The organism is Blastococcus tunisiensis, assembly GCF_900112815.1.
In the GTDB taxonomy this organism is placed as follows: domain Bacteria; phylum Actinomycetota; class Actinomycetes; order Mycobacteriales; family Geodermatophilaceae; genus Blastococcus_B; species Blastococcus_B tunisiensis.
In genome coordinates, this window is the sequence record NZ_FOND01000018.1 from 67,302 (window position 1) to 86,881 (window position 19,580).

24 protein-coding genes are annotated in these 19,580 nt (G+C 75.0%); 16 read left to right on the forward strand and 8 right to left on the reverse strand.

From position 1 onward, the window contains the following. Window positions 1–9: 9 nt before the first annotated feature. The 4 genes from BM142_RS19450 (at window position 10) to BM142_RS19465 (ending at window position 2,225) form a co-directional block, all read left to right on the forward strand. Window positions 10–447: a TlpA family protein disulfide reductase gene (locus tag BM142_RS19450; RefSeq protein WP_254791084.1), complete on the forward strand. Its 438-nt coding sequence runs from the start codon at window positions 10–12 to the stop codon at window positions 445–447. 176 nt (window positions 448–623) lie between these two features. After that, window positions 624–1,043, forward strand: a complete 420-nt coding sequence (locus tag BM142_RS19455) for a DUF4395 domain-containing protein (RefSeq protein ID WP_092202332.1) — start codon at window positions 624–626, stop codon at window positions 1,041–1,043. Between the two features lie 54 nt (window positions 1,044–1,097). Next, window positions 1,098–1,925: a sulfurtransferase gene (locus BM142_RS19460; protein ID WP_092202334.1), complete on the forward strand. Its 828-nt coding sequence runs from the start codon at window positions 1,098–1,100 to the stop codon at window positions 1,923–1,925. Between the two features lie 6 nt (window positions 1,926–1,931). After that, entirely contained in the window at window positions 1,932–2,225 is a 294-nt protein-coding gene (locus BM142_RS19465) for a DUF1416 domain-containing protein (RefSeq protein ID WP_092202336.1), read from the forward strand. Window positions 2,226–2,271: 46 nt separating this feature from the next. Here BM142_RS19465 and BM142_RS19470 read toward each other — a convergent pair whose 3' ends face one another. The 3 genes from BM142_RS19470 to BM142_RS19480 form a co-directional block, all read right to left on the reverse strand. After that, entirely contained in the window at window positions 2,272–3,513 is a 1,242-nt protein-coding gene (locus tag BM142_RS19470; protein WP_254791085.1) for a PP2C family protein-serine/threonine phosphatase, read from the reverse strand. A gap of 73 nt (window positions 3,514–3,586) precedes the next feature. Further along, on the reverse strand, window positions 3,587–4,324 hold the full coding sequence (locus BM142_RS19475) for a DUF4184 family protein (RefSeq protein WP_092202340.1): 738 nt from the start codon (window positions 4,322–4,324) through the stop codon (window positions 3,587–3,589). 10 nt (window positions 4,325–4,334) lie between these two features. After that, window positions 4,335–5,021: a TetR/AcrR family transcriptional regulator gene (locus BM142_RS19480; RefSeq protein ID WP_092202342.1), complete on the reverse strand. Its 687-nt coding sequence runs from the start codon at window positions 5,019–5,021 to the stop codon at window positions 4,335–4,337. A 128-nt stretch (window positions 5,022–5,149) separates the two neighbouring features. Between BM142_RS19480 and BM142_RS19485 the strand changes: the two genes are divergently transcribed. The 3 genes from BM142_RS19485 to BM142_RS19495 all read left to right on the forward strand — a co-directional run bounded on the left by BM142_RS19485 (window position 5,150) and on the right by BM142_RS19495 (window position 8,553). Beyond that, entirely contained in the window at window positions 5,150–6,079 is a 930-nt protein-coding gene (locus BM142_RS19485) for an NAD-dependent epimerase/dehydratase family protein (protein ID WP_092202345.1), read from the forward strand. Between the two features lie 135 nt (window positions 6,080–6,214). Next, window positions 6,215–6,760 (forward strand): heme-binding beta-barrel domain-containing protein, encoded by a 546-nt coding sequence (locus tag BM142_RS19490; RefSeq protein ID WP_092202347.1) that lies wholly within the window; start codon window positions 6,215–6,217, stop codon window positions 6,758–6,760. A gap of 164 nt (window positions 6,761–6,924) precedes the next feature. Further along, window positions 6,925–8,553 (forward strand): DUF885 domain-containing protein, encoded by a 1,629-nt coding sequence (locus BM142_RS19495; RefSeq protein ID WP_305764372.1) that lies wholly within the window; start codon window positions 6,925–6,927, stop codon window positions 8,551–8,553. On the opposite strand, the gene BM142_RS19500 is transcribed toward BM142_RS19495, so the two are convergent. Beyond that, window positions 8,550–9,233: a hypothetical protein gene (locus BM142_RS19500; RefSeq protein ID WP_092202351.1), complete on the reverse strand. Its 684-nt coding sequence runs from the start codon at window positions 9,231–9,233 to the stop codon at window positions 8,550–8,552. The two genes, BM142_RS19495 and BM142_RS19500, sit on opposite strands and share 4 nt — an antisense overlap. A 330-nt stretch (window positions 9,234–9,563) precedes the next feature. Then, window positions 9,564–11,060 carry a Na+/H+ antiporter NhaA gene (nhaA, locus tag BM142_RS19505; RefSeq protein ID WP_092202353.1) on the reverse strand — a complete coding sequence of 499 codons (1,497 nt, stop codon included), beginning with the start codon at window positions 11,058–11,060 and terminating at the stop codon, window positions 9,564–9,566. Between the two features lie 103 nt (window positions 11,061–11,163). Here nhaA and BM142_RS19510 point away from each other — a divergent pair, with 103 nt between their 5' ends. The 8 genes from BM142_RS19510 (at window position 11,164) to BM142_RS19545 (ending at window position 16,888) form a co-directional block, all read left to right on the forward strand. Continuing rightward, window positions 11,164–11,619 (forward strand): Fur family transcriptional regulator, encoded by a 456-nt coding sequence (locus BM142_RS19510; protein ID WP_092202355.1) that lies wholly within the window; start codon window positions 11,164–11,166, stop codon window positions 11,617–11,619. Beyond that, window positions 11,616–12,704: a CAF17-like 4Fe-4S cluster assembly/insertion protein YgfZ gene (gene ygfZ, locus BM142_RS19515; RefSeq protein WP_254791086.1), complete on the forward strand. Its 1,089-nt coding sequence runs from the start codon at window positions 11,616–11,618 to the stop codon at window positions 12,702–12,704. The genes BM142_RS19510 and ygfZ overlap by 4 nt, the downstream gene beginning before the upstream one ends. Further along, on the forward strand, window positions 12,701–13,534 hold the full coding sequence (locus BM142_RS19520; protein ID WP_092202359.1) for a beta-keto acid cleavage family enzyme: 834 nt from the start codon (window positions 12,701–12,703) through the stop codon (window positions 13,532–13,534). The genes ygfZ and BM142_RS19520 overlap by 4 nt, the downstream gene beginning before the upstream one ends. Next, a complete protein-coding gene (locus BM142_RS19525; protein WP_092202361.1) occupies window positions 13,531–14,091 on the forward strand; it encodes an RsiG family protein in 561 nt (186 codons plus the stop codon). Before BM142_RS19520 ends, BM142_RS19525 begins: the two co-directional genes overlap by 4 nt. 35 nt (window positions 14,092–14,126) lie before the next feature. After that, on the forward strand, window positions 14,127–15,071 hold the full coding sequence (locus tag BM142_RS19530) for an asparaginase (RefSeq protein ID WP_092202363.1): 945 nt from the start codon (window positions 14,127–14,129) through the stop codon (window positions 15,069–15,071). 86 nt (window positions 15,072–15,157) lie between these two features. After that, window positions 15,158–15,676, forward strand: a complete 519-nt coding sequence (locus BM142_RS19535; RefSeq protein ID WP_092202365.1) for a helix-turn-helix domain-containing protein — start codon at window positions 15,158–15,160, stop codon at window positions 15,674–15,676. After that, on the forward strand, window positions 15,673–16,449 hold the full coding sequence (locus BM142_RS19540) for a hypothetical protein (protein ID WP_092202367.1): 777 nt from the start codon (window positions 15,673–15,675) through the stop codon (window positions 16,447–16,449). The genes BM142_RS19535 and BM142_RS19540 overlap by 4 nt, the downstream gene beginning before the upstream one ends. 154 nt (window positions 16,450–16,603) lie before the next feature. After that, entirely contained in the window at window positions 16,604–16,888 is a 285-nt protein-coding gene (locus BM142_RS19545; RefSeq protein ID WP_092202369.1) for a DUF2516 family protein, read from the forward strand. 40 nt (window positions 16,889–16,928) lie between these two features. Here the strand turns inward: BM142_RS19545 and BM142_RS19550 are convergent, their stop codons facing one another. Continuing rightward, the gene (locus BM142_RS19550; protein ID WP_092202371.1) at window positions 16,929–17,123 is read right to left on the reverse strand and encodes a PspC domain-containing protein; all 195 of its coding nucleotides are present in this window, start codon (window positions 17,121–17,123) and stop codon (window positions 16,929–16,931) included. Window positions 17,124–17,147: 24 nt separating this feature from the next. Here BM142_RS19550 and BM142_RS19555 point away from each other — a divergent pair, with 24 nt between their 5' ends. Further along, window positions 17,148–17,660, forward strand: coding sequence for an O-acetyl-ADP-ribose deacetylase (locus tag BM142_RS19555; protein WP_092202372.1), 513 nt, complete (start codon window positions 17,148–17,150; stop codon window positions 17,658–17,660). A gap of 1 nt (window position 17,661) precedes the next feature. On the opposite strand, the gene BM142_RS19560 is transcribed toward BM142_RS19555, so the two are convergent. Together BM142_RS19560 and BM142_RS24725 are read right to left on the reverse strand one after the other, a co-directional pair. Further along, window positions 17,662–18,501: a spermidine synthase gene (locus BM142_RS19560; protein ID WP_092202374.1), complete on the reverse strand. Its 840-nt coding sequence runs from the start codon at window positions 18,499–18,501 to the stop codon at window positions 17,662–17,664. 73 nt (window positions 18,502–18,574) lie between these two features. Continuing rightward, the coding region (locus BM142_RS24725; RefSeq protein WP_175527368.1) for an HNH endonuclease signature motif containing protein at window positions 18,575–19,580 on the reverse strand (1,006 nt) is incomplete at its 5' end.

Genomic DNA, 19,580 nt, shown 5'->3' on the forward strand with positions numbered 1-19,580 from the left:
GGGCCGAGGATGAGCGGGATCGGAGCGGTCGCCGTGGTCGTCGCGGTGGTGATGACCGCGCTCGTGGCGTGGTGGCTGCGCAGCCGGGACGGCGCCGTCCGGGTCCCCCAGGGCGAGGAGGTGCCGGTGGACCCCGTCTTCGAGCGGCTCGGCGTCGAGCCGGCGCGGGCGGAGCTGACGGTCGTCCAGTTCTCCACCGCCTTCTGCGGCCCCTGCCGGGCGACGAAGGCGCGGCTGCAGCAGCTGCAGACCACCCGGCCGGGCCTGGCCGTCGTCCAGGTCGACGCGGAGAGCCACCTGGACGAGGTCCGCGCGCTCGACGTCCGCCGGACGCCGACGCTGTTCTACCTCGACCCGGAGGGGCGGCTGGTCGGCCGCAGCAGCGGCGCGCCCCGGGCGGAGGAGCTGACCGCCCTGGTGGACGCGCATGTCGGGGTTCGGCCGTGATCGGCTACTCTCGCGCCGTGGGCATCCTGCTGACCTCTCGCCGCACAGTCGACCTGTGCCGCGTCGGCAGCTGCCTGTGTCCGACTCCCTGAGGACGAACCCGTTCGTCCAGACGTGCCCCGACCGCCGTCCGGAGAGTCGCATCCCCCGTGAGTCCTGCTGTTCCTGAGACCGACGTGCCCCAGGTCGACGTCCGAGCCCCGCGCTTCGCCGCCGGGGTCACCGCCGTCGTCCTGACCCTCGCGCTGCTCCTGGGCAGCGGGGTCCTCGTGGCCGCCCAGGCCGCGGTCTTCGCCGTCGCGGCCGGTGCCGGCCTGCGGCGCGCGCCCTACGGGGTGCTGTTCCGGGTCCTGGTCGCGCCCCGGCTGGGGCCGGCCCGGGAACGGGAGCCGGAGGGGCCACCGCGGTTCGCCCAGGTCGTCGGCCTGGTGTTCACCGTGGTGGGCGCGGCCGGGTACCTGCTGGGCGCACCGGCGATCGGCGCCGTCGCCACCGGGCTGGCCCTCGTGGCGGCCCTGCTCAACGCGGCCACCGGCTTCTGCCTGGGCTGCGAGCTCTACCTGATCGCCCGGCGGGCCCTGCCGGCCCGCGCCTGACCATCCGCACACCACAACCACACCACGCACTCACACCGACCCGGAGGAACCACCATGAGCCGCACCGACGTGCTCGTCACCGCCGACTGGGCCCAGGAGAACCTGGGCACCCCCGGCCTCGTCTTCGTCGAGGTCGACGAGGACACCAGCGCCTACGACGGCGGCCACCTCGAGGGGGCCGTCAAGCTGGACTGGAAGAAGGACCTGCAGGACCCGCTGCGCCGCGACTTCGTGAACAAGGAGGCCTTCGAGGCACTCCTGTCGGAGAAGGGCATCAGCAACGACGACACCGTGGTGCTCTACGGCGGCAACAACAACTGGTTCGCCGCGTACGCCTACTGGTACTTCAAGCTCTACGGCCACGAGGACGTCAAGCTGGTCGACGGCGGCCGCAAGAAGTGGGAGCTCGACGGCCGCCCGCTGTCGAAGGACCCGGTGCAGCGCCCGGCGACCCAGTACCGGGCGCAGGAGCCCGACCTGTCGATCCGCGCGTTCCGCGACGAGGTCGTGGCCTCGATCGGGGCGAAGAACCTCATCGACGTCCGCTCGCCCGACGAGTTCTCCGGCAAGATCCTCGCGCCGGCGCACCTGCCGCAGGAGATGGCGCAGAAGGGTGGGCACGTCCCCACCGCCAAGAACATCCCGTGGAGCAAGGCGGCCAACGAGGACGGCACCTTCAAGTCCGACGAGGAGCTGGCCGCGCTCTACGCCGAGCAGGGATACGACGACGCCAAGCCGACCATCGCCTACTGCCGGATCGGCGAGCGCTCCAGCCACACCTGGTTCGTCCTCCGGGAGCTGCTCGGCAAGCCCGACGTCAAGAACTACGACGGCAGCTGGGTCGAGTACGGCTCGCTCGTCGGCGTCCCGATCGAGAAGTGAGCTGACATGTGCGGCGCTCCGCAGCAGGGCGGCACCCTCGCCGGTGTCGATCTCTCCACCCAGACGGTGATCCAGGGCCAGGTGTGGCACGACGGCGCCCCCGTCGCCGGTGCCTACGTGCGGCTCCTGGACACCACCGACGAGTTCACCGCCGAGGTGGTGACCAGCCCCGAGGGTGAGTTCCGGTTCTTCGCCGCTCCGGGGGAGTGGAAGGTCCGGTCGCTGGCCCCCGTGGGCAAGGGCGAGCGGGTCCTGTCCGCCGAGGTGGGCCTGAACGAGACGACGATCGTCGTCGACTGAAGGACCGCGCCCGTCCCGGCACGGCCGGGGCGGGCGCTGTCGCGTCCTAGGGGATGCCCGGCGGCAGGCGGTTCGGACCCGCCTCCGCCGGGCGCGGGCGGCCTTCCGGGTAGGCCCGCACGGCGACGACGGCGACGTCGTCCTCGCCCGCCCCGGGCACCAGCCGGGCCAGGACGGCGTCCAGCAGGTAGTCCAGCGGCTGCCCGCCCACGTCCCGCAGGGCCTCCTGGAGGCGGGCCAAACCCTCGTCGAGGTCACTGCCCCGCCGCTCGACGAGGCCGTCGGTGACCAGCAGCAGCGTCTGCCCGTCGTCCAGGTCCACCGTGTGGTCCCGGCGCGGGCTGTCCGGGTCCACGCCGAGCATCAGGTCCGGCGGGGTGGCCAGCACCCGGGAGGTCCCGTCCGGGTCCACCAGCAGCGGCGCCACGTGGCCGGCGTTGCTCCAGCGGACCAGCCGCCGTCCGGCCACCGGGACGTCGCGGTGGCGTTCCACCCTGGCGAGGATCGCGGTGGCGAGGGACGAGACGGCGAGGCCCCGTGCCGCACGGTCCACCCGGCGCAGCGTCGCCGCCGGCGATTCGTCGTTGTCGTAGGCGAGGGCTCGCAGGAGGCCGCGCAGCTGGCCCATCGCGGCTGCGGCGGCACTCCCGTGCCCCACGACGTCGCCGATCGCCACCATGGTGGCGCCGTCCGGCTGCAGGAAGGCGTCGTACCAGTCGCCGCCCACCTGGGCCTCGTGGCCGGCCGCCTGGTAGCGGACGGCGACGTGCAGGTGGTCGGGCTCGGGGGGAGGGGTGAGCAGCGCCTGCTGCAGCCGGTCGGCGAGCGCCCGCGAGGCCGCGGCGTCGCGCGCCAGCCGGTCGATCTCCGCGGCCTGCCGCTCGGCCGCGCGTCGCTCGGTGAGGTCGCGGAAGGAGACGATGACACCGGTCACCCGGTCGTCCTCCACGGTCGGGACGGCGATCATCTCGACCGGCACGCCGGTGCCGTCCGCCCGCCAGAACACCTCGTCGCCGGCGAGCACGGTGCGGCCGCTGCGGAGGGCCCGCCATACCGGGCACTCCTCCCGGGGATAGGGAGACCCGTCGATCCGGTGGGAGTGCAGGAGGGTGTGCTGGTCGCGGCCGCGCTGCTCGGCCGGCGGGTAGCCGGTGATGCGCACGGCGGCGGGGTTGACGAACTCGACCCGACCCTCGGCGTCCAGGCCGTAGATCCCGTCGGCCACGTGGGCCAGCACCCATTCGTAGCGGGCGAGCGCGCGGGCGAGCTCCTCCTCGGGGGTCCGCACGCGCCAGCCTCCTCGGCAGGGGACCGGGTGATCGGCTGATCCACCCGGGGGATCGCCCGATCCTAGGTCGCGGTCAGGTCGCGCCCCGACGTGCGGCGCGGACCTGCCAGGCGGTGGCCAGTGCGACCGCGACCAGCGCTGCCGTCCCGCCACCCCACGTCGCGGCCCCGTAGACGGCCGATCCGATGCCCGGTGCCGCGAGAGCGGCGAGCCCACCGGGGACCACGCCGCCGGTGACCAGGAGCACCCACGGCCACCACCGGGCCGGGCGCGCGGGCACGGTCGTCGCCGGCGTGCGGAGCCACCAGCGCACCAGCCAGCCGAGCAGGATCGCGCAGCCCAGGACACTGCCCGCGTACTGCAGCCAGCGGTAACCGGGCAGCAGCCCCCAGGTGTCGGCGAGCCCCGGGACGAGTTCGGACCCCCAGCGGCCGGGATGGGTGAACTCGTCGAGGAGCACGTGCGTGGCCGCGCCCAGCGCCAGCGCGAGGAGCGACCGGCCGACCGCGGCGGGGGAGCGCAGGCGGACCCGTACGCCGAGCGGCACACCGGCCAGCCGCCCGCGCAGGCCCCGGGGTGCGGCGGCGAGGGCGGGTGCGGCCAGGAGGCCGTGCCACAGGGCCCACGCCGCGGCGGCGAGCAGCACGTCGAGGGTGACCACGGCCCATGCGGTGTGCGTGGGCAGGGACGGGCTGCCGGGGAGGTAGAAGGGGAGGTCCGGGGCGACGCTGCCGGCGACCAGGGCCGAGGCGGGCAGGGACGTGCGCAGGAAGGGCAGCACCGCTGCCGCGTGCGCGGGGGTGAAGGGCACCGGGGGCGGGTCAGCGGGCCCGGAGGCCGATGAGCCCGGCCAGGTCGGTCATCGCGCGGTCGAAGTACCGGTCGCCGTCCTCGACGGAGCCGGTGAAGTGGCCGAACAGCTCGAAGCTGATCGTCCCGTAGAGCGCGCTCCAGGCCAGCAGGGCGCGGACCCGCACGTCCTCGTCGATCGCCGGGTGGTCGCCGCCCAGCACCGCCAGCGCCTCGTCGCTCACCAGCGCCGGGTCGCGCTCGCCGGTGCCCGCCGGCAGGTCCCCGGCCCGCGCGGCGTCGCCGAGGATGCGGCCGAGCACCACCGCGACCCGGGCGGCCGCGGGCACGGTGTCCCGGGGCGCGGAGTACCCGGGCACCGGCGAGCCGTAGAGCAGCGCGTACTCGTGCGGGTGCGCGAGCGCCCACCCGCGGACGGCGCGGCAGACCGCCAGCCAGCGCCGCCGGGGAGGAGCGGCCGGGTCGTCGGCCGCCTCGGCGGCGGCCCCCAGGGCGTCGTACCCGTCGATGATCAGCCGGGTGAGCAGGTCGTCGCGGCTGGGGAAGTACCGGTAGACCGCCGAGGAGACCATGCCCACCTCGCGGGCGACGGCGCGCAGCGACAGGGCGGCGGCGCCCACCTCGGCGAGCTGCCGGCGCGCGGCGTCGGTGATCTCCGAGGTGAGCTCGGCGCGGACGCGTTCGCGGGCGGTGGGCACGGGAGCAGCGTGCCATCACAGAGCGGTGCTCACAACCGTGACTGGCGCTCTTGACAAGGAGGTCGGGGAGGCGGACGGTGATCGCAGACGAGAGCACCGCTCTCGCCATCCGCACCGGAGGAGCTCTCATGGCACTGCACGTGATCGTCGGCAAGGGACCGGTCGGGCAGACCACGGCCGAGCACCTGGTCGCCCGCGGCCACCAGGTGCGGGTGCTGTCCCGCAGCGGCGGCCGCTCGACGGAGACCGTCGAGCACCGCCGGGTGGACGCGACCGACGTCGACGCCCTGACCGAGGCGGCCCGGGGCGCCGCCGCGCTCTACAACGCGGTCAACCCGCCCTACCACCGCTGGGCCACCGACTGGCCGCCCCTCGCCGCAGCCCTCCTGACGGCTGCCGAGCGCACGGAGGCCGTGCTGGTCACCATGGCCAACCTCTACGTCTACGGCCGCCCGTCCGGTCCGATGACACCCGACTCGCCGCTGATTGCCACCGACGTCAAGGGTCGCGTGCGGATCCGCATGTGGCGCGACGCCCTGGCCGCGCACGAGGCCGGCCGGGTCCGGGTCACCGAGGCCCGGGCGTCGGACTTCGTCGGGCCGCAGGTGCCGGGGGAGCACTCCCACCTCGTCCGCCAGCTGCCCACCCTGCGCAAGGGACGGCGGGCGTGGGTGATCGGGGACCCCGATGCGCAGCACAGCTGGGCGTACCTGCCCGACGTGGCCGCGACCCTGGCGACGCTGGGCACCGACGAGCGGGCGCTGGGCCGGGCGTGGCACGTGCCCAGCACCCCGCCGCGCTCGCAACGGCAGGCGCTGACCGACCTGGCCGCGGCGATCTCCGTCCCGCCGGTCCCGGTCACCGGCATCCCGTGGCCGGTGCTGCGGGCGGTGGGCGTCGCCGTGCCGATGGTGCGGGAGCTCGTCGCCGTCCGGCACCAGTGGGACCAGGACTTCGTCATCGACGCGTCGGGGACGACGCAGACCTTCGGCCTGACCGCCACCCCGTGGGACGAGGTGGTGCGGGCGACGATGGCGGGCGGTCCGGGCACCGGCTGAGCCCCCGGACGCCGCCGTCATTACCGTGGAGCACATGGTCTCTGCCTGGGTTCTCGCCACCCTGGCGTCGCTGGGCGCCGTCGCCTGCGGCGTCGCCGCTCACCGGCTCGCGCGCCGGCCGACGGGTGCCCGGCGATGACCGGCCCCACCGAGCTGCCGGTCCCCGACACCGCCGACGTCCGCACCGGCCCGGAGGTCTCCGACGAGCTGCTCTCCGTGCTGCCGCTGCTGGGCGAGTGGCACGGCGAAGGCGTCCTGAGCGGGGCTGCGGCAGGATCCGATCAGGATCTCCGGTTCGGTCAGTGGATCCGGTTCGGCCATGACGGCCGCGGCTTCCTCGCCTACGAGTCGCGGTCCTGGGAGCTCACCGACGACGGGCGGATCGTCGGCCCGTTGGTCCGCGAATCCGGCTTCCTGCGTCCGGGTACAGGTGACGACGTCGAGCTGCTGGTCACCAACCCCGACGGGCTCGTCGAGCTCTACGTGGGCCAGGCGCGGACGACGACGAGCTGGGAGCTCGCCACCGACGTCCTGGCCCGGACCCCGGGGGCCCCGGAGGTCAGCCGCGCCGTCCGGCTGTACGGCATCGTGGACGGAGCCCTGATGTATGCCATCGACCGGGCGGGGCCCGACGAGGCGCCCCACCCCTGGATGTCCGCGCGTCTGGAGCGTCTCCGCTGAGCACCCACCCCGCCACCCCGTCGTCCGCCCACCCCACCACCCCGTCGTCCGCCCACCCCACCACCCCGTCGTCCGCCCACCCCACCACCCCGTCGTCCGCCCACCCCGCCACCCCGAGGCAGGTCGCCGACGCCTACGTCGAGGCCGTCAGCGACCTCGACCCCATCGTCGCCACCAGCCTGGGCAACCGGCCGGGGGACGACCGGCTCCCCGACTACGGCCCCGAGGGGCTGGAGGCCGAGGCCGCGCTGGCCCGGGCCACGCTGGCCGAGCTCGACCGGGTCCTCGCCGCGACGCCGGAGCTGCTCGACGACCCGGTCGAGCGGAACTGCGCCCGGTTGCTGCGCGAGCGGCTCGGCGCGGAGCTCGCGGCGCACGAGGCCGGCGAGGGCTACCGCGCGCTGTCCAACCTCTTCAGCCCGGTCCACTCGGTGCGCCAGGTCTTCCTGATGATGCCGTCGGCGACGGAGGAGGACTGGGCCGTCATCGCCCGCCGGCTGGCCCGGGTCCCCGCGGCCTACGCCGGGTTCCGGGCGTCGCTCGAGGAGGGCGCCCGGCGCGGGCTGCTCGTCGCGCCGCGCCAGGTGTCCACCGTCGTCGGCCAGCTGGACGAGTGGCTGGCGGGGCCGTACTTCAGCACGTTCGCCGCAGCCGGACCGGAGCCGCTGCGGCCCGAGCTGACCCGGGCGGCGGCCGCCGCCGACGGGGCCGTGGCCGCGATCCGCGACTACCTGCGCGACGACTACGCGGCCCGCGCCCACGGGACCCCCGACGCCGTGGGCCGCGACCGCTACGCCGTCGCCGTCCGCCGCTGGACCGGGTCCGACCTCGGGGCCGGGACCGGGCTCGAGGACGCCTACGCGTGGGGCTGGGCCGAGCACCGCCGGATCCTGGCGGAGCAGCGGACCGAGGCGGAGAAGGTGGTCCCGGGCGGGACACCGATGGAGGCCATGCGCTGGCTGGACGTCCACGGCCCGGCCGTCGACGGCGTGGACGCCATCCGGGAGCGGCTCCAGGCGATGATGGACGAGGCCATCGAGGCGCTGGACGGGGCGCACTTCGACCTCGCCGAGCCGGTCCGGAAGGTCGAGGCGATGATCGCGCCGCCGGGGAGCGCGGCGGCGCCGTACTACACCCGGCCGGCGCAGGACTTCTCCCGGCCGGGCCGCACCTGGCTGCCGACGCTGGGCCGCGAGCGCTTCCCGCTCTGGGACCTGATCTCGATCTGGTACCACGAGGGCGTCCCCGGTCACCACCTGCAGCTGGCGCAGTGGGCCCACGTCTCCGGGCAGCTGTCGGCCTACCAGACCTCCCTCGGCTCCGTCGGCGCGAACGTCGAGGGGTGGGCGCTGTACGCCGAGCGGCTGATGGACGAGCTCGGGTACCTGACCGACCCGGCGGCGCGGCTGGGCTACCTGGACGCGCAGCAGCTGCGGGCGGTCCGGGTGGTCATCGACATCGGCATGCACCTCGGGCTGCCGGTCCCCGACGACGCCGAGGGCGGGCTGGCCGGGCACCGCGGGCAGCCGTGGACGCCGGAACTGGCGCGGCTCTTCCTCGGCGAGAACTCCGGCGCCGACCTCGCGTTCCTCGACAGCGAGCTGATCCGCTACCTCGGCATCCCCGGGCAGGCGATCAGCTACAAGCTCGGGGAGCGGGCCTGGCTCGAGGGCCGCGCGGCGGCGAAGGCACGCCGGGGGGACGCCTTCGACCTCCGGGCCTGGCACATGGCGGCGCTGTCCCAGGGCTCGCTCGGCCTGGACGACCTGGCCGCCGAGCTCGCCCGGCTCTAGGCGACCGGATCGGCGAAGGCGGCGGGGGCGGCCTCCACGCCGGGGGTGCGCAGCAGCTCGGCGACGCAGTCCTCGCTCCCGCCGACGTAGCTGCTGCGGAGGTCGACGTCGGTCACCACGCACCAGGCGCGGTCGGCCGGCCACCACAGGTTGGCGCTCTGCTCGTGCGGCTCGGGCGCCAGGTTCCGGACGGCGTCGGCGACCGCACCCCGGACGAGGACGACGTCCTTCTCGCCGCGCAGCAGCAGCCGCGGCAGCACGTCGGGCGAGGGCAGATCGGGCCCGAAGCCGTCCCAGCGGCCGAAGAGGCAGTCCGCGGGGGTGGTGGTGTGCCGGGCGAGGACCGTGGCCAGGCGGGCGGCGAGGACCACCGGGAGGTGTCCCTCGCTCGGCCCGTCGTCCCAGACCGGTGGCTGGCAGTCCACCGGCCCGCGGGTGAGCGTCTCCCACCGCACCAGCGGCTGGGCGGTGGTGCCGTTGTGCGCGGCGACCTCGATCCAGGGCACCTCGGCGTCGTCGTCCCCGACGTAGCGGACGGCCGGGTGGAACACCCGGGCGCAGGCCGCGAAGACGGCAGGGACGAGGGAGGCGACGGTGCCGGGCGTGCCGCGCCGCCGCGCGGAGGAGATCCAGACACCGGTGGACACGTCGGTCTCGACCGGGAGCCCACCGAGCTGCACGCGCTCGAACCTACCCGGGAAACGGACAACCCCCGGGCTGCTCCGCGGCGCTGTCCTCCGGAGAGGGAGCTGCACGCGGGCCGACTGGACAAATGTCGGCGGCCCGGGGGTCGGGTGACTGTCCGGTTCTCGCTCGCCGCCGTTCGACGGACGGGCGATCTGCCGTCGCTCAGACTGTCGTCTGAACGGGCGGCCCATCTGGACGGCGGCTAGCGGACAGCCACCTCACGAGTCCTGTAGCTATGCAAAGTTACGGACCACCTCCTCTCTCGTGTACGACGAAAGTACGTCGCTCCGGGAGGCTCGGCAATCAGAATCGCGGAGCGGTTTTCAGCCCTCGGCGGACGGCCCGACCGTGCGTCCCGGCGGACGGCCGCCCTCCCAGCCGGGATCGTGGTCGGCCTCGTCGTCCACCGTCTCGTAGGCCGGCGGCGGAGCGTCCTGCTCGTCGCCGAGCGGGGCGCCGCCGTAGGTGCTCCCCGGCGGTGGCCCGGCGTGCCGGCCCGGCTCGTGCGCCGCGCGGTCGTCGACGGTGTCCCAGGCGTCCGGGATCCCGTCCCGGTCGACGTCGCTGGTCTCGGCGGCGTACATCTGCTTGTAGCGGCGGTTGCGCAGCCGCAGGATGACGGCGGCGAGCAGGGCGGCGGTCAGGGTCCCGAAGAGGATGCCGACCTTGGCGTGGTCGTAGCTCTCGCTCTCGGCGCCGTAGGCGAGCTCGGTGATCAGCAGCGAGACGGTGAAGCCCATGCCCCCGAGCAGGGCCAGCCCGATGACGTCGGGCCACCCCAGGTTCTCGTCCAGCTGCGCCCGGGTGAAGCGGGAGACCAGCCAGGTGGCGCCGGTGATGCCGATCGCCTTGCCCGCGACCAGGCCGACCATGATGCCGATCGCGATGCTGTCGCCGAGGGACTCCCCGAGTCCGTCCAGCCCGCCGACCGCCACGCCCGCGGAGAAGAACGCGAAGACGGGGACGGCGACACCGGCCGACAGCGGGCGGATGCGGTGCTCGAAGTGCTCGGCCAGACCCGGGCCGGCGTCCGGACCACCCGAGGCCTCGCTGCGCACGACGGGCACCGCGAAGGCGAGCAGCACCCCGGCGACCGTGGCGTGGATGCCGGACTCGTGCATGAAGACCCAGGTGAGTGCCGCGAGGGGGAGGAGCAGCCACCAGGAGCGGATGCGCTTCTGCACGAGGAAACCGAAGAGGACGAGCGGCACGAGCGTGAGCGCCAGGAAGCCGAGCGAGAGCTCCTCGGTGTAGAAGATCGCGATGACGACGATCGCCAGCAGGTCGTCGACCACGGCGAGGGTGAGCAGGAAGGTGCGCAGCGCGCTGGGCAGGTGGGTGCTGATCACCGCCAGGACGGCGAGGGCGAACGCGATGTCGGTGGCCGAGGGGATCGCCCACCCGCGCAGCGCCCCCTCGGCGCCGTTCAGGTTGAACAGCACGAAGAACAGGGCGGGAACGGCCATGCCGCCCACGGCGGCGGCGATGGGCAGCGCCGCGCGGGCCGGTTCCCGGAGGTCGCCGGCGACGAACTCGCGCTTGAGCTCGAGCCCGGCGACGAAGAAGAAGATGGCCAGCAGGCCGTCGGCCGCCCAGGTACCGAGGGACAGGTTCAGGTGCAGGGACGCCGGTCCCACCTCGGTGTCCCGCAGCGTCTCGTAGGCCTCGCCCCACGGCGAGTTGGCCCAGATCAGCGCGATGGCCGCGCCGACGAGGAGCAGCGCCCCGCCGACCGTCTCCTTGCGCAGGACCGACGTGACCCGCTGGGCCTCGGTCCACGAACCGCGGCCGAAGAGACTGGTGGAGGGGGGCGTGCTCACGAGGGCAGCTCCAGGAATAGGTGAGAAGGGGTCGACCGAGACGTTGCCGACCAGACTTCCCGGCGCACCTGGGGGAACCCTACCGGGGGAATAGGCTGGCCGCGTGGCACACGGGCAGGACGGCGGCGCTCCGCTCGCCGAGCGGCTGCGGGCCCGCGGGCTGCGGTTGACCGCCCAGCGCCAGCGGGTGCTGGCGGCGGTCGCCGCGCTCGAGCACGCGACCCCGGAGGCGATCGGCGCGCGGCTGCGCGAGGAGGCGGGGCCGGGCGGAGCCGCCCCGGACACGTCCACGGTCTACCGCAACCTGGAGCTGCTGGAACGGCTCGGGCTCGTCTGGCACACCCATCTGGGCAAGGGGGCGCCGGTCTACCACGCGGCGGAGCACCCCCATCTGCACGTGGTGTGCCAGTCCTGCGGTGAGATCGCCTCCGCCGCCCCGGACCTGCTCGACGGTGCCGCGGAACGTCTGGCGGCCGAGCTGGGTTTCACCGTGGACGTGGGGCACGTCGCCCTGTCCGGGACCTGCCGGGCCTGCCAGCAACGATCGGAGACCCCGTGAACCCCCTGCTCTCCCGCCCCGGCGCCGTCGTCGTCGAGGGCGGTGCGATCGCCGCCCACTACGGCGACCCGCTGCGCGAGCAGCGCCTGCTGGCCGAGGGCGCCGGGCTCGTCGACCGCAGCGACCGCGGCGTCCTGCAGGTCCCGGGTGCCGACCGGCTCAGCTGGCTGCACAGCATCACCAGCCAGCACCTCGAGCGGCTGGCCGACGGGGCGGGCAGCGAGGCGCTCGTGCTCTCGCCGAACGGGCACGTCGAGCACCACCTCGTGCTGGCCGAGCTGGGCGGGACGACCTGGGCCGACGTCGAGCCCGGTGCCGGCGAGGCGCTGCTGGGCTACCTGCAGAAGATGCGGTTCATGCTGCGCGTGGAGCCGGAGCTGCAGACCGATCGCTGGGCCGTCCTCTCCCTCGTCGGGCCGGGGGCCGCGGACGTGCTGCGGGCGGCGCGGCTGCCGGTTCCCGACGGGGAGCACGCGGTGGCGCCGCTCGACCGGGGCTTCGTCCGCCGGATGCCCGCGATCGGCGACGGTGCGGCGGCGGTGTTCGACCTCGTCGTCCCGCGTCCGGAGCTCGAGGCCACCGTGGACCGGATCGGTGCGCCGCTCGCCGGGATCCAGGCCTACGACGCGCTGCGGGTCGAGGCGCGGCGCCCCCGGTTCGGCGTCGACACCGATCACCGCACCATCCCCAACGAGCTGCCGTGGCTGCGCAGCGCCGTCCACCTGGAGAAGGGCTGCTACCGCGGCCAGGAGACGGTGGCCCGCGTGCACAACCTGGGCCGGCCGCCGCGCCGGCTGGTGCTGCTGCACCTGGACGGCGTCAGCGAGGTCCTCGCCGAGCCGGGGACACCGGTGGTCCTCGGCAGCCGCGAGGTCGGCCGCGTCGGCAGCGTCGTCCGGCACTTCGAGCTGGGCGTGATCGCGCTGGCGCTGGTGAAGCAGTCGGTCGCGCTGGACGCGGCGCTGACGGTGGCGGGGTCGGCCGCCGCCATCGATCCCGAGGACGCGCCGGCCGAGCCCGACGACACCCTGGCCGCGTCCCGCGAGCGCATCCGCGCGGTCCGGTCTGCGACGATCGGCCGGTGACCCGGCCCACCCTCATCACGGTCGCCCCCACGGGTGCCGAGTCGGCGAAGGCCGACGTGCCGGCGCTGCCGGTGACCGTCGAGGAGGTCGCGGCGACGGCGCGCGACTGCCAGGCCGTCGGGGCCGCGGTGATCCACCTGCACGTCCGGGACGCCGACGGGCGGCCCACGCTGGATCTCGGCCGGGTCCGCGAGGTGGTGGCCGCCGTCCGCGAGGCCGGCGACCTGGTCGTGCAGCTGTCCTCCGGAGGGGCGGTCACCGATTCCGCCGACGCCCGGCTGGCCGTGCTCGACGCCCAGCCCGACGCCGCATCCCTGACGCTGGGCACGGTGAACTTCGGGCGGGACGTGTTCAGCAACCCGTGGGACCTGATCGTGGAGCTGCACACCCGCATGCAGGAGCGCGGGATCGTGCCGGAGTACGAGGTGTTCGACCTCGGGCACCTGGCCACCCTGCAGCGGCTGCTCGACCGGCACGGCCCGCCGCACGGCGGGCACGTGCACGTCGACCTGGTGATGGGCGTTCCCGGCGGCATGCCGGGAACCGCGCAGGCGCTCACCGCCTGCCTCCCGCTGCTGCCACCCGGGGCCACCTTCGCCGCGACCGGCGTGGGGCGGACGTCCCTGCCGGTGATGCTCGCCGCGCTGTCGGCCGGTGGCCACCTGCGGGTGGGCATGGAGGACACGCTCACCTACGCTCCCGGCGAGCCGGTCCGCGACAACACCCAGCTGGTGGCCCGCGCCGCGGGTCTCGCCCGGATCGCCCAGCGCCCGCCGATGACTACCGACGACGCCCGAAGCCTGTTGGGGATCAAGGAGACCGTTCGATGAGTCCGAAGCCCGCTCGCGCCGGAGGGGCCGCGGTCGACGCGCTCCTGGAGCCCGCCTTCCTGCAGGAGGCGACGACGCAGCCGATGGCGGAGGTGCGGCGCCTGCGGCGGGAGGCCGAGCAGCAGGAGGTCAACCTCTCCTACACCCGGCGCCTGCTGCAGGGCCGGCTGGACATCGTCCGCCGGGAGCTCCAGCGTCGGGCCGAGCACGACGGCCGCTCGCTGGTCGACCTGCTGCCCGAGATCCTGTCGGAGAAGGGGCGGGGCCCCGCGCACGGTCTCGGCCGGCACCAGACCGTGCAGCCGCACGCGCCCGAGGAGTACGAGTCCTGGGTGCACGCGCTGACCTCGGGCATCGACCTGTCCGCGATCTCGACGCTGCCCGACGCGAAGCTGGAGAAGGCCGCCCGTGCGCTGGCCGAGGCCGAGATCGACCTGTCCGAGCGCCGGCGGGGGGTCCAGCAGGTGATGGACGGCCTGGCCGCCGAGCTGGGTCGCCGGTACCGGGACGGCGAGGCCGACGTCGCCGCCCTGCTCGCCGACGAGGGCCGGCACTGAACGGTGGGCCGGCCACCGGGTGGCCGGACAACCCGGTGCTGGTCGAGGTGTGGCGCTCGGGGTTCCTCGAGTCGGTGCACCGCGGGTCGCTCGTCGTCCTGGACGCCGCCGGCGAGGTGACCTTCGCGGCCGGTGCCGTCGACCGGCCGACGCTGCCGCGCTCGTCGAACAAGCCGGTGCAGGCCACGGCGCTGCTCGCGGCCGGCTGGGCGCCCCGCTCGGCGCAGGAGCTGGCCATCGGGGCCGGTTCGCACAACGGCGAGGACGGTCACCGCGAGCTGGTCGCCGGGATGCTGGCCGCCGCGGGGCTCGGCCCGGACGACCTCGGCTGTCCCGTCGCCCTGCCGCAGCACGAGGCCACGAAGGCGGCGTGGCTGGTGGGCGATCGGGCGCCCGAGCGGCTGGCGATGAACTGCTCGGGCAAGCACGCGGCCATGCTGGCGGCCTGCGTGGCGGCGGGCTGGCCGACCGCGGGCTACCTCGCGCGGGACCACCCGCTGCAGCAGGCGATCGAGGCGCGGCTGGCCGAGGCCGCGGGGGAGCCGGTGACCGCTGTCGTCGTTGACGGGTGCGGTGCGCCGCAGCACGCGCTGTCGGTGACCGGGCTGGCCCGCGGCGTCCTGTCGCTGGTGCAGGCAGCGGCCGGTACCGGCGAGCGCGCGGTGGCCGACGCCATGCGGGCCGAGCCGTGGTTCGTGGCCGGCACCGGCCGCGAGGACACCGAGCTCATGCAGGCGGTGCCCGGGCTGCTGGTCAAGGGCGGGGCGGACGGCGTGCACGTCGCCGCCGTGCCGGGGCGCGGAGTGGTGGCGTTTAAGCTCGACGACGGCGGGGACCGCGCACGGACGCCCGCGCTGGCGGCCGGGCTGGGGCGGCTGGGGGTGCCGGCCGAGCAGCTGTCGCGGTGGTTGCTGACCCCGGTGTCCGGTGGCGACGGCGTCGTCGGCCAGGTCCGCCCGGCGGCCTCGCTGCTCGCCTGAGCTGCGACTTTCCTGTGACGGGATTCACGGCTGCCTGCTAGCAGCTCCGCTTGCAGGAGCTAGCACCCCGGCCTATGGTCGGAGATGTGCAGACACCCGGTGAGTTCGTCCGCGAGCAGGTGACGACGGTCCGATCGACGGTGGACCGGGTCACCGGCAGCGTGACGGGATCGGTCGCCGACGCGCCGAGCGTCTCGGCCGTCAGCTCGCAGGTGGGCGAGTTCATCCGTGAGCAGCGCAGCGCTGCCCGGGTGTCGCTGCGCGAGCTGGCCCGCACCGCCGGGGTCAGCAACCCGTACCTGTCCCAGGTGGAGCGGGGCCTCCGCAAGCCGTCAGCGGAGATCCTCGCGTCGATCGCCCGGGGCCTGAAGATCTCCGCCGAGACGCTCTACGAGCAGGCGGGGATCCTCGACCGGCGCTCCGGTAACCCGGACACGGTGGCGGCGATCCGGTCGGACGACGCCCTGTCCGAGCGGCACAAGGCGGTCCTGCTCGAGTTGTACGAGACGTACGTCCGCGAGCACCGGACCGTGGCCCAGACCGCAGCAGTGCAGACCTCTTCCCAGCCCGCAGCACAGCCCTCGAACTCCAAGGAGTCAGCATGACCCCCACGCAGACCGTGAAGCAGTACGGCGAGTTCGCCGTGTCCGCCGCCAAGACCCAGCTCCTGGCCACCATCGGCGCCGGTGACCTCGCCGTCGAGCGCGCGAAGACCGTCCTGGCGCAGTTCCGCTCGCAGGCCGTCGCCCTCCCGGGCGAGGCGCAGGTCCAGGCCGACCTCGCCGTCAAGGAGGCCCGCACCCGGGCCACCGAGGCGGCCGGCAACGCCCGCACCACGGCGCAGCAGCTAGCCGTCGCCACCCGCCCCGAGGCGCTGCGCAGCACCGTCTTCGGCCTGGTCGGGACCGCCCGCACCCAGGCGCTCGCCACCGTCGGCACGCTCGCCGAGCGTGGTGCCGAGGTCGTCGAGGACCTGCGCCAGCAGCCGGCCTTCCGTCGCGTCGTCCGCCGCGCGGAGCGGGCCGTCGACACCGTCGAGGACGCCCTGGAGGACGTGCTCGAGGACTCGGCCGAGGCCGTCGTCGAGGCCTCCAACGAGGTGACGTCGGTGGCGCAGAAGACCGCTGCCAAGGCCACCAAGGTCGCCGAGAAGGCGGAGGACAAGGTGGAGGACGCCGCCGAGACGACCAAGGCCACGGCCGAGGACCCCGTCGAGGCGCCGAAGGCCCGGTCGAACGCCGCCGCCAAGGCCGCTCCCGCCAAGAAGAGCACCCCCGCGGCGCGCAAGGCGTCGGCCAAGACCACCTCGGCGCGGGTGAGCCGGGCCCGGTCGGCCAAGCCGGCCGACCCGACCGCGGTGCCCGCCAAGAAGAACTGACGTCCTCGACGTCGGACCACTGACCAGGGCCCCGGAGCTGCGATCGCGCTCCGGGGCCCTGTCACGTCCGGCCCGGCCACCCCGTCGGGGGAGGCGCGGTCGGCCACCCGTCGTCCCGCCCGGATCCGGGGGGCGCGGCGAGTACCCTTCCGGCATGGGTCTGTTCGACTTCTGGGTCTACACCGCCCTGTACTGGGGGGCGCTGGCGCTGAGCCTGTGGGCCTTCGTCGACTCCCTGGTCCGTCCGGCGCCGGCGTTCGTGGCCACCGGCAAGCTCTCCAAGCCCGGCTGGGTGGCGATCACCGGGCTGTCGGCCGTGGTGATCTTCTGGCTCACGCCGATGAGTCTGCTCGGGCTGCCGGCGGTGATCGCCGCGATCGTCTACCTGGTCGACGTGCGGCCGGCGGTGCGCGGCCTGCCCCGCGGCAACAGCTGGTGACCCGCTCCTCCTGAGTGCAGGCCCTGGTCGCCGCCGGGCGTCAGTCGGACGGCATGACCAGCCAGAGCACGAGGTAGGCGATGAACTGCGGGCCGGGCAGCACGCAGGAGACCACGAACGCCAGGCGCAGGCCGTTGCGGGACAGCCCGTAGCGGCGCGCGATGCCCGCGCACACACCGGCGATCACCTTGTTGCGGGAGTCCCTGCGGAGTCGGTAGGGCGTCGGCGCTGTCATGCCGTCGACCCTACGGTCGCAACCATGGATCTGCGGGCGGTGCGCGGCGACATCGCGCAGGCCGACGTCGACGTGGTCGTCAACGCGGCCAATCCCGGGCTCCTCGGCGGCGGCGGGGTGGACGGCGCCATCCACGCGGCCGGAGGGCCGTCGATCCTCGCCGAGTGCCGGGCGATCGCCGAGGCCCTCCCCGGGTCGCGGCTTCCCCGTGGGCAGGCGGTGGCGACGACGGCGGGGCGGCTGCCCGCCCGCTGGGTGGTGCACACGGCGGGACCGGTCTGGTCCGCGACGCGGGACCACTCCGCCGTGCTCCGCTCCTGCTACGTCGAGAGCCTCCGCCTGGCCGACGGGCTGGGTGCGCGGACGGTGGCGTTCCCCGCGATCTCCGCCGGGGTGTACGGCTGGCCCCTGGACGACGCCGCGCTGCAGGCCGTCTCCGCGGTGCGGTCGGTGACGGTCGAGCACGTGCGCGAGGCGCGTTTCGTGCTGTTCGGCGACGAGGTGCTGGCCGCCTTCGAGGCCGCGCTGGCGGCGTGAGTCAGCGCCCGAAGACGCCCTCGGGCGGCTCCGGGGAGTCCACGGCGTCGGCGTCGTGCACCGGGCGCGCGGTGCCCGCGAACCGTGCCAGGTCCTCGCCGTGCACGACGCGGGACGGCATGGGGTCGCGGGCGCAGCGGCGGACGTAGCCGACGATCGGCAGCTCGACGTCGGAGGCCACCGCCACCAGGTTGCCGAACCTCCGGCCGCGGAGGATGCCAGGCTCGGCGAGGAGGCACACGTGCCGGAAGACCGAGCGCAGGGTGGCGACCTGTGCGCGGGCGAACCGCAGCGGCGGGCCGTCGGCCACGTTGGCGGCGTAGACGCCACCGGGGCGCAGGGCGCGGTGCGCCTCGGCGGCGAATTCAGCACTGGTGAGGTGGGCGGGCGTCCGGGCACCGGCGAAGACGTCGCAGATGACGACGTCGGTGCTGGCCGGGTGCAGGGCGGTCAGGCCGACGCGGGCGTCGTCCGCTCGCACCCGGATGCGGGCGTTGCGAGGGAGCGGTAGGTGCTCGCGGACCAGGTCGGTCAGCGGCTGGTCGATCTCGACGACGCGCTGCCGTGAACCGGGGCGGGTGGCCGCCACGTAGCGGGGGAGGGTGAGGGCGCCGCCGCCGAGGTGCGCGACGTCCAGCGGGGCCCCGGGCTCCGCCGCGAGATCGAGGACGTGGCCCATCCGGCGGACGTACTCGAACTCGAGGTGGGTCGGGTCGTCGAGGTCCACGTGCGACTGCGGGGTGCCGTTCACCAGGAGCATCCAGGAGCCGTCGCGGTCGGCGTCGGCGAGCAGCTCCGCCGTGCCACCGGCGACCGCCGCCGGGCCGGGAGGAAGCCTCATGCAATGCGCCCTGCGTGCCGGTCGACCACCTGATCATCCTGCCGGACCGACGCCCCAGCTGCCGCCGGCCCCGTCAGAAGGGTGCGGGGTCGGTGCGCAGTTGTTCGCGGAGTTCCTCGGTGGTGGGGCGGTCGAGGAGGCATTCGCGGAGGGTGGGCGGCGGGGGTGGGTCGGCCGGTGGCGGTGGTGGGTCCTCGGTGCCGTAGCGGGGCGGGTGGGTGGTGATCCGGTCGCCGCCGGGGGTGGTCCATTCGATGCCGCCGTCGGGCAGGCGGCGCATGGTCCAGCCGGGTGCCTGGTGGCTGAGTCGGTGGTGGTGGCGGCACAGGCAGCAGAGGTTGTCGCAGCTGGTGGCGCCGGCGGGGTAGGGGGTGTTGTGGTCGAGGTCGCAGCGGTCGGCGCGGGCGCGGCAGCCGGGGAAGCGGCAGCGCCGGTCGCGGGCGCGGACGTAGCGCTGGAGGGGGTCGGTGGGCCGGTAGCCGGGGCTCGGTGGTGGTGGGCCCAGGCCGGATCCGGCGGGTGGGTGGGTGCAGGGCCTCCGGCCGGTGCGGCAGGCGTACCGGGTGCAGGTGGCGGCGCGGCGGATCTCGGTCGGTGAGGCCAGGGCGAGCAGGGCGCCGGAGAGCTCGTCGATGATCGCCACCATCGGCGGCTCGGCCAGCGCGGTGCCGGCCACCGACGGCAGGGACAGCAGTGCGCCCAGCCCCTCCGCGGCGAGCATCCGCGCCGCCGCCCCCGGACCCGCCGCCCCCGGACCCGCCGCCCCGGGGCCCGCCGTCCCGGCCCCGACGTCTCCCGCGTCGGACCGCTCGGCATCGGATGCCCCGGTATGCGATGCCCCGGCGTCGTCGCTGTCGGGATCGGTCGTTCCGGCGTCGTCGCTGTGGGGATCGGTCGTTCCGGCGTCGTCGCTGTGGGAGTGGGTCGTTCCGGGGTCGCGGTCGGTGGTGTCCTGGCCCGGAGCCGCGGCCGAGGGGTCGGGGGCCGGTCCGCCGGTCACACCGCCCGGGCCGGCCGCTGCCGCCCCGACGTCGTCGTCGGCGGCGGTGCCGGCATCGGCGGGGGGTTGCGGTCTCGGG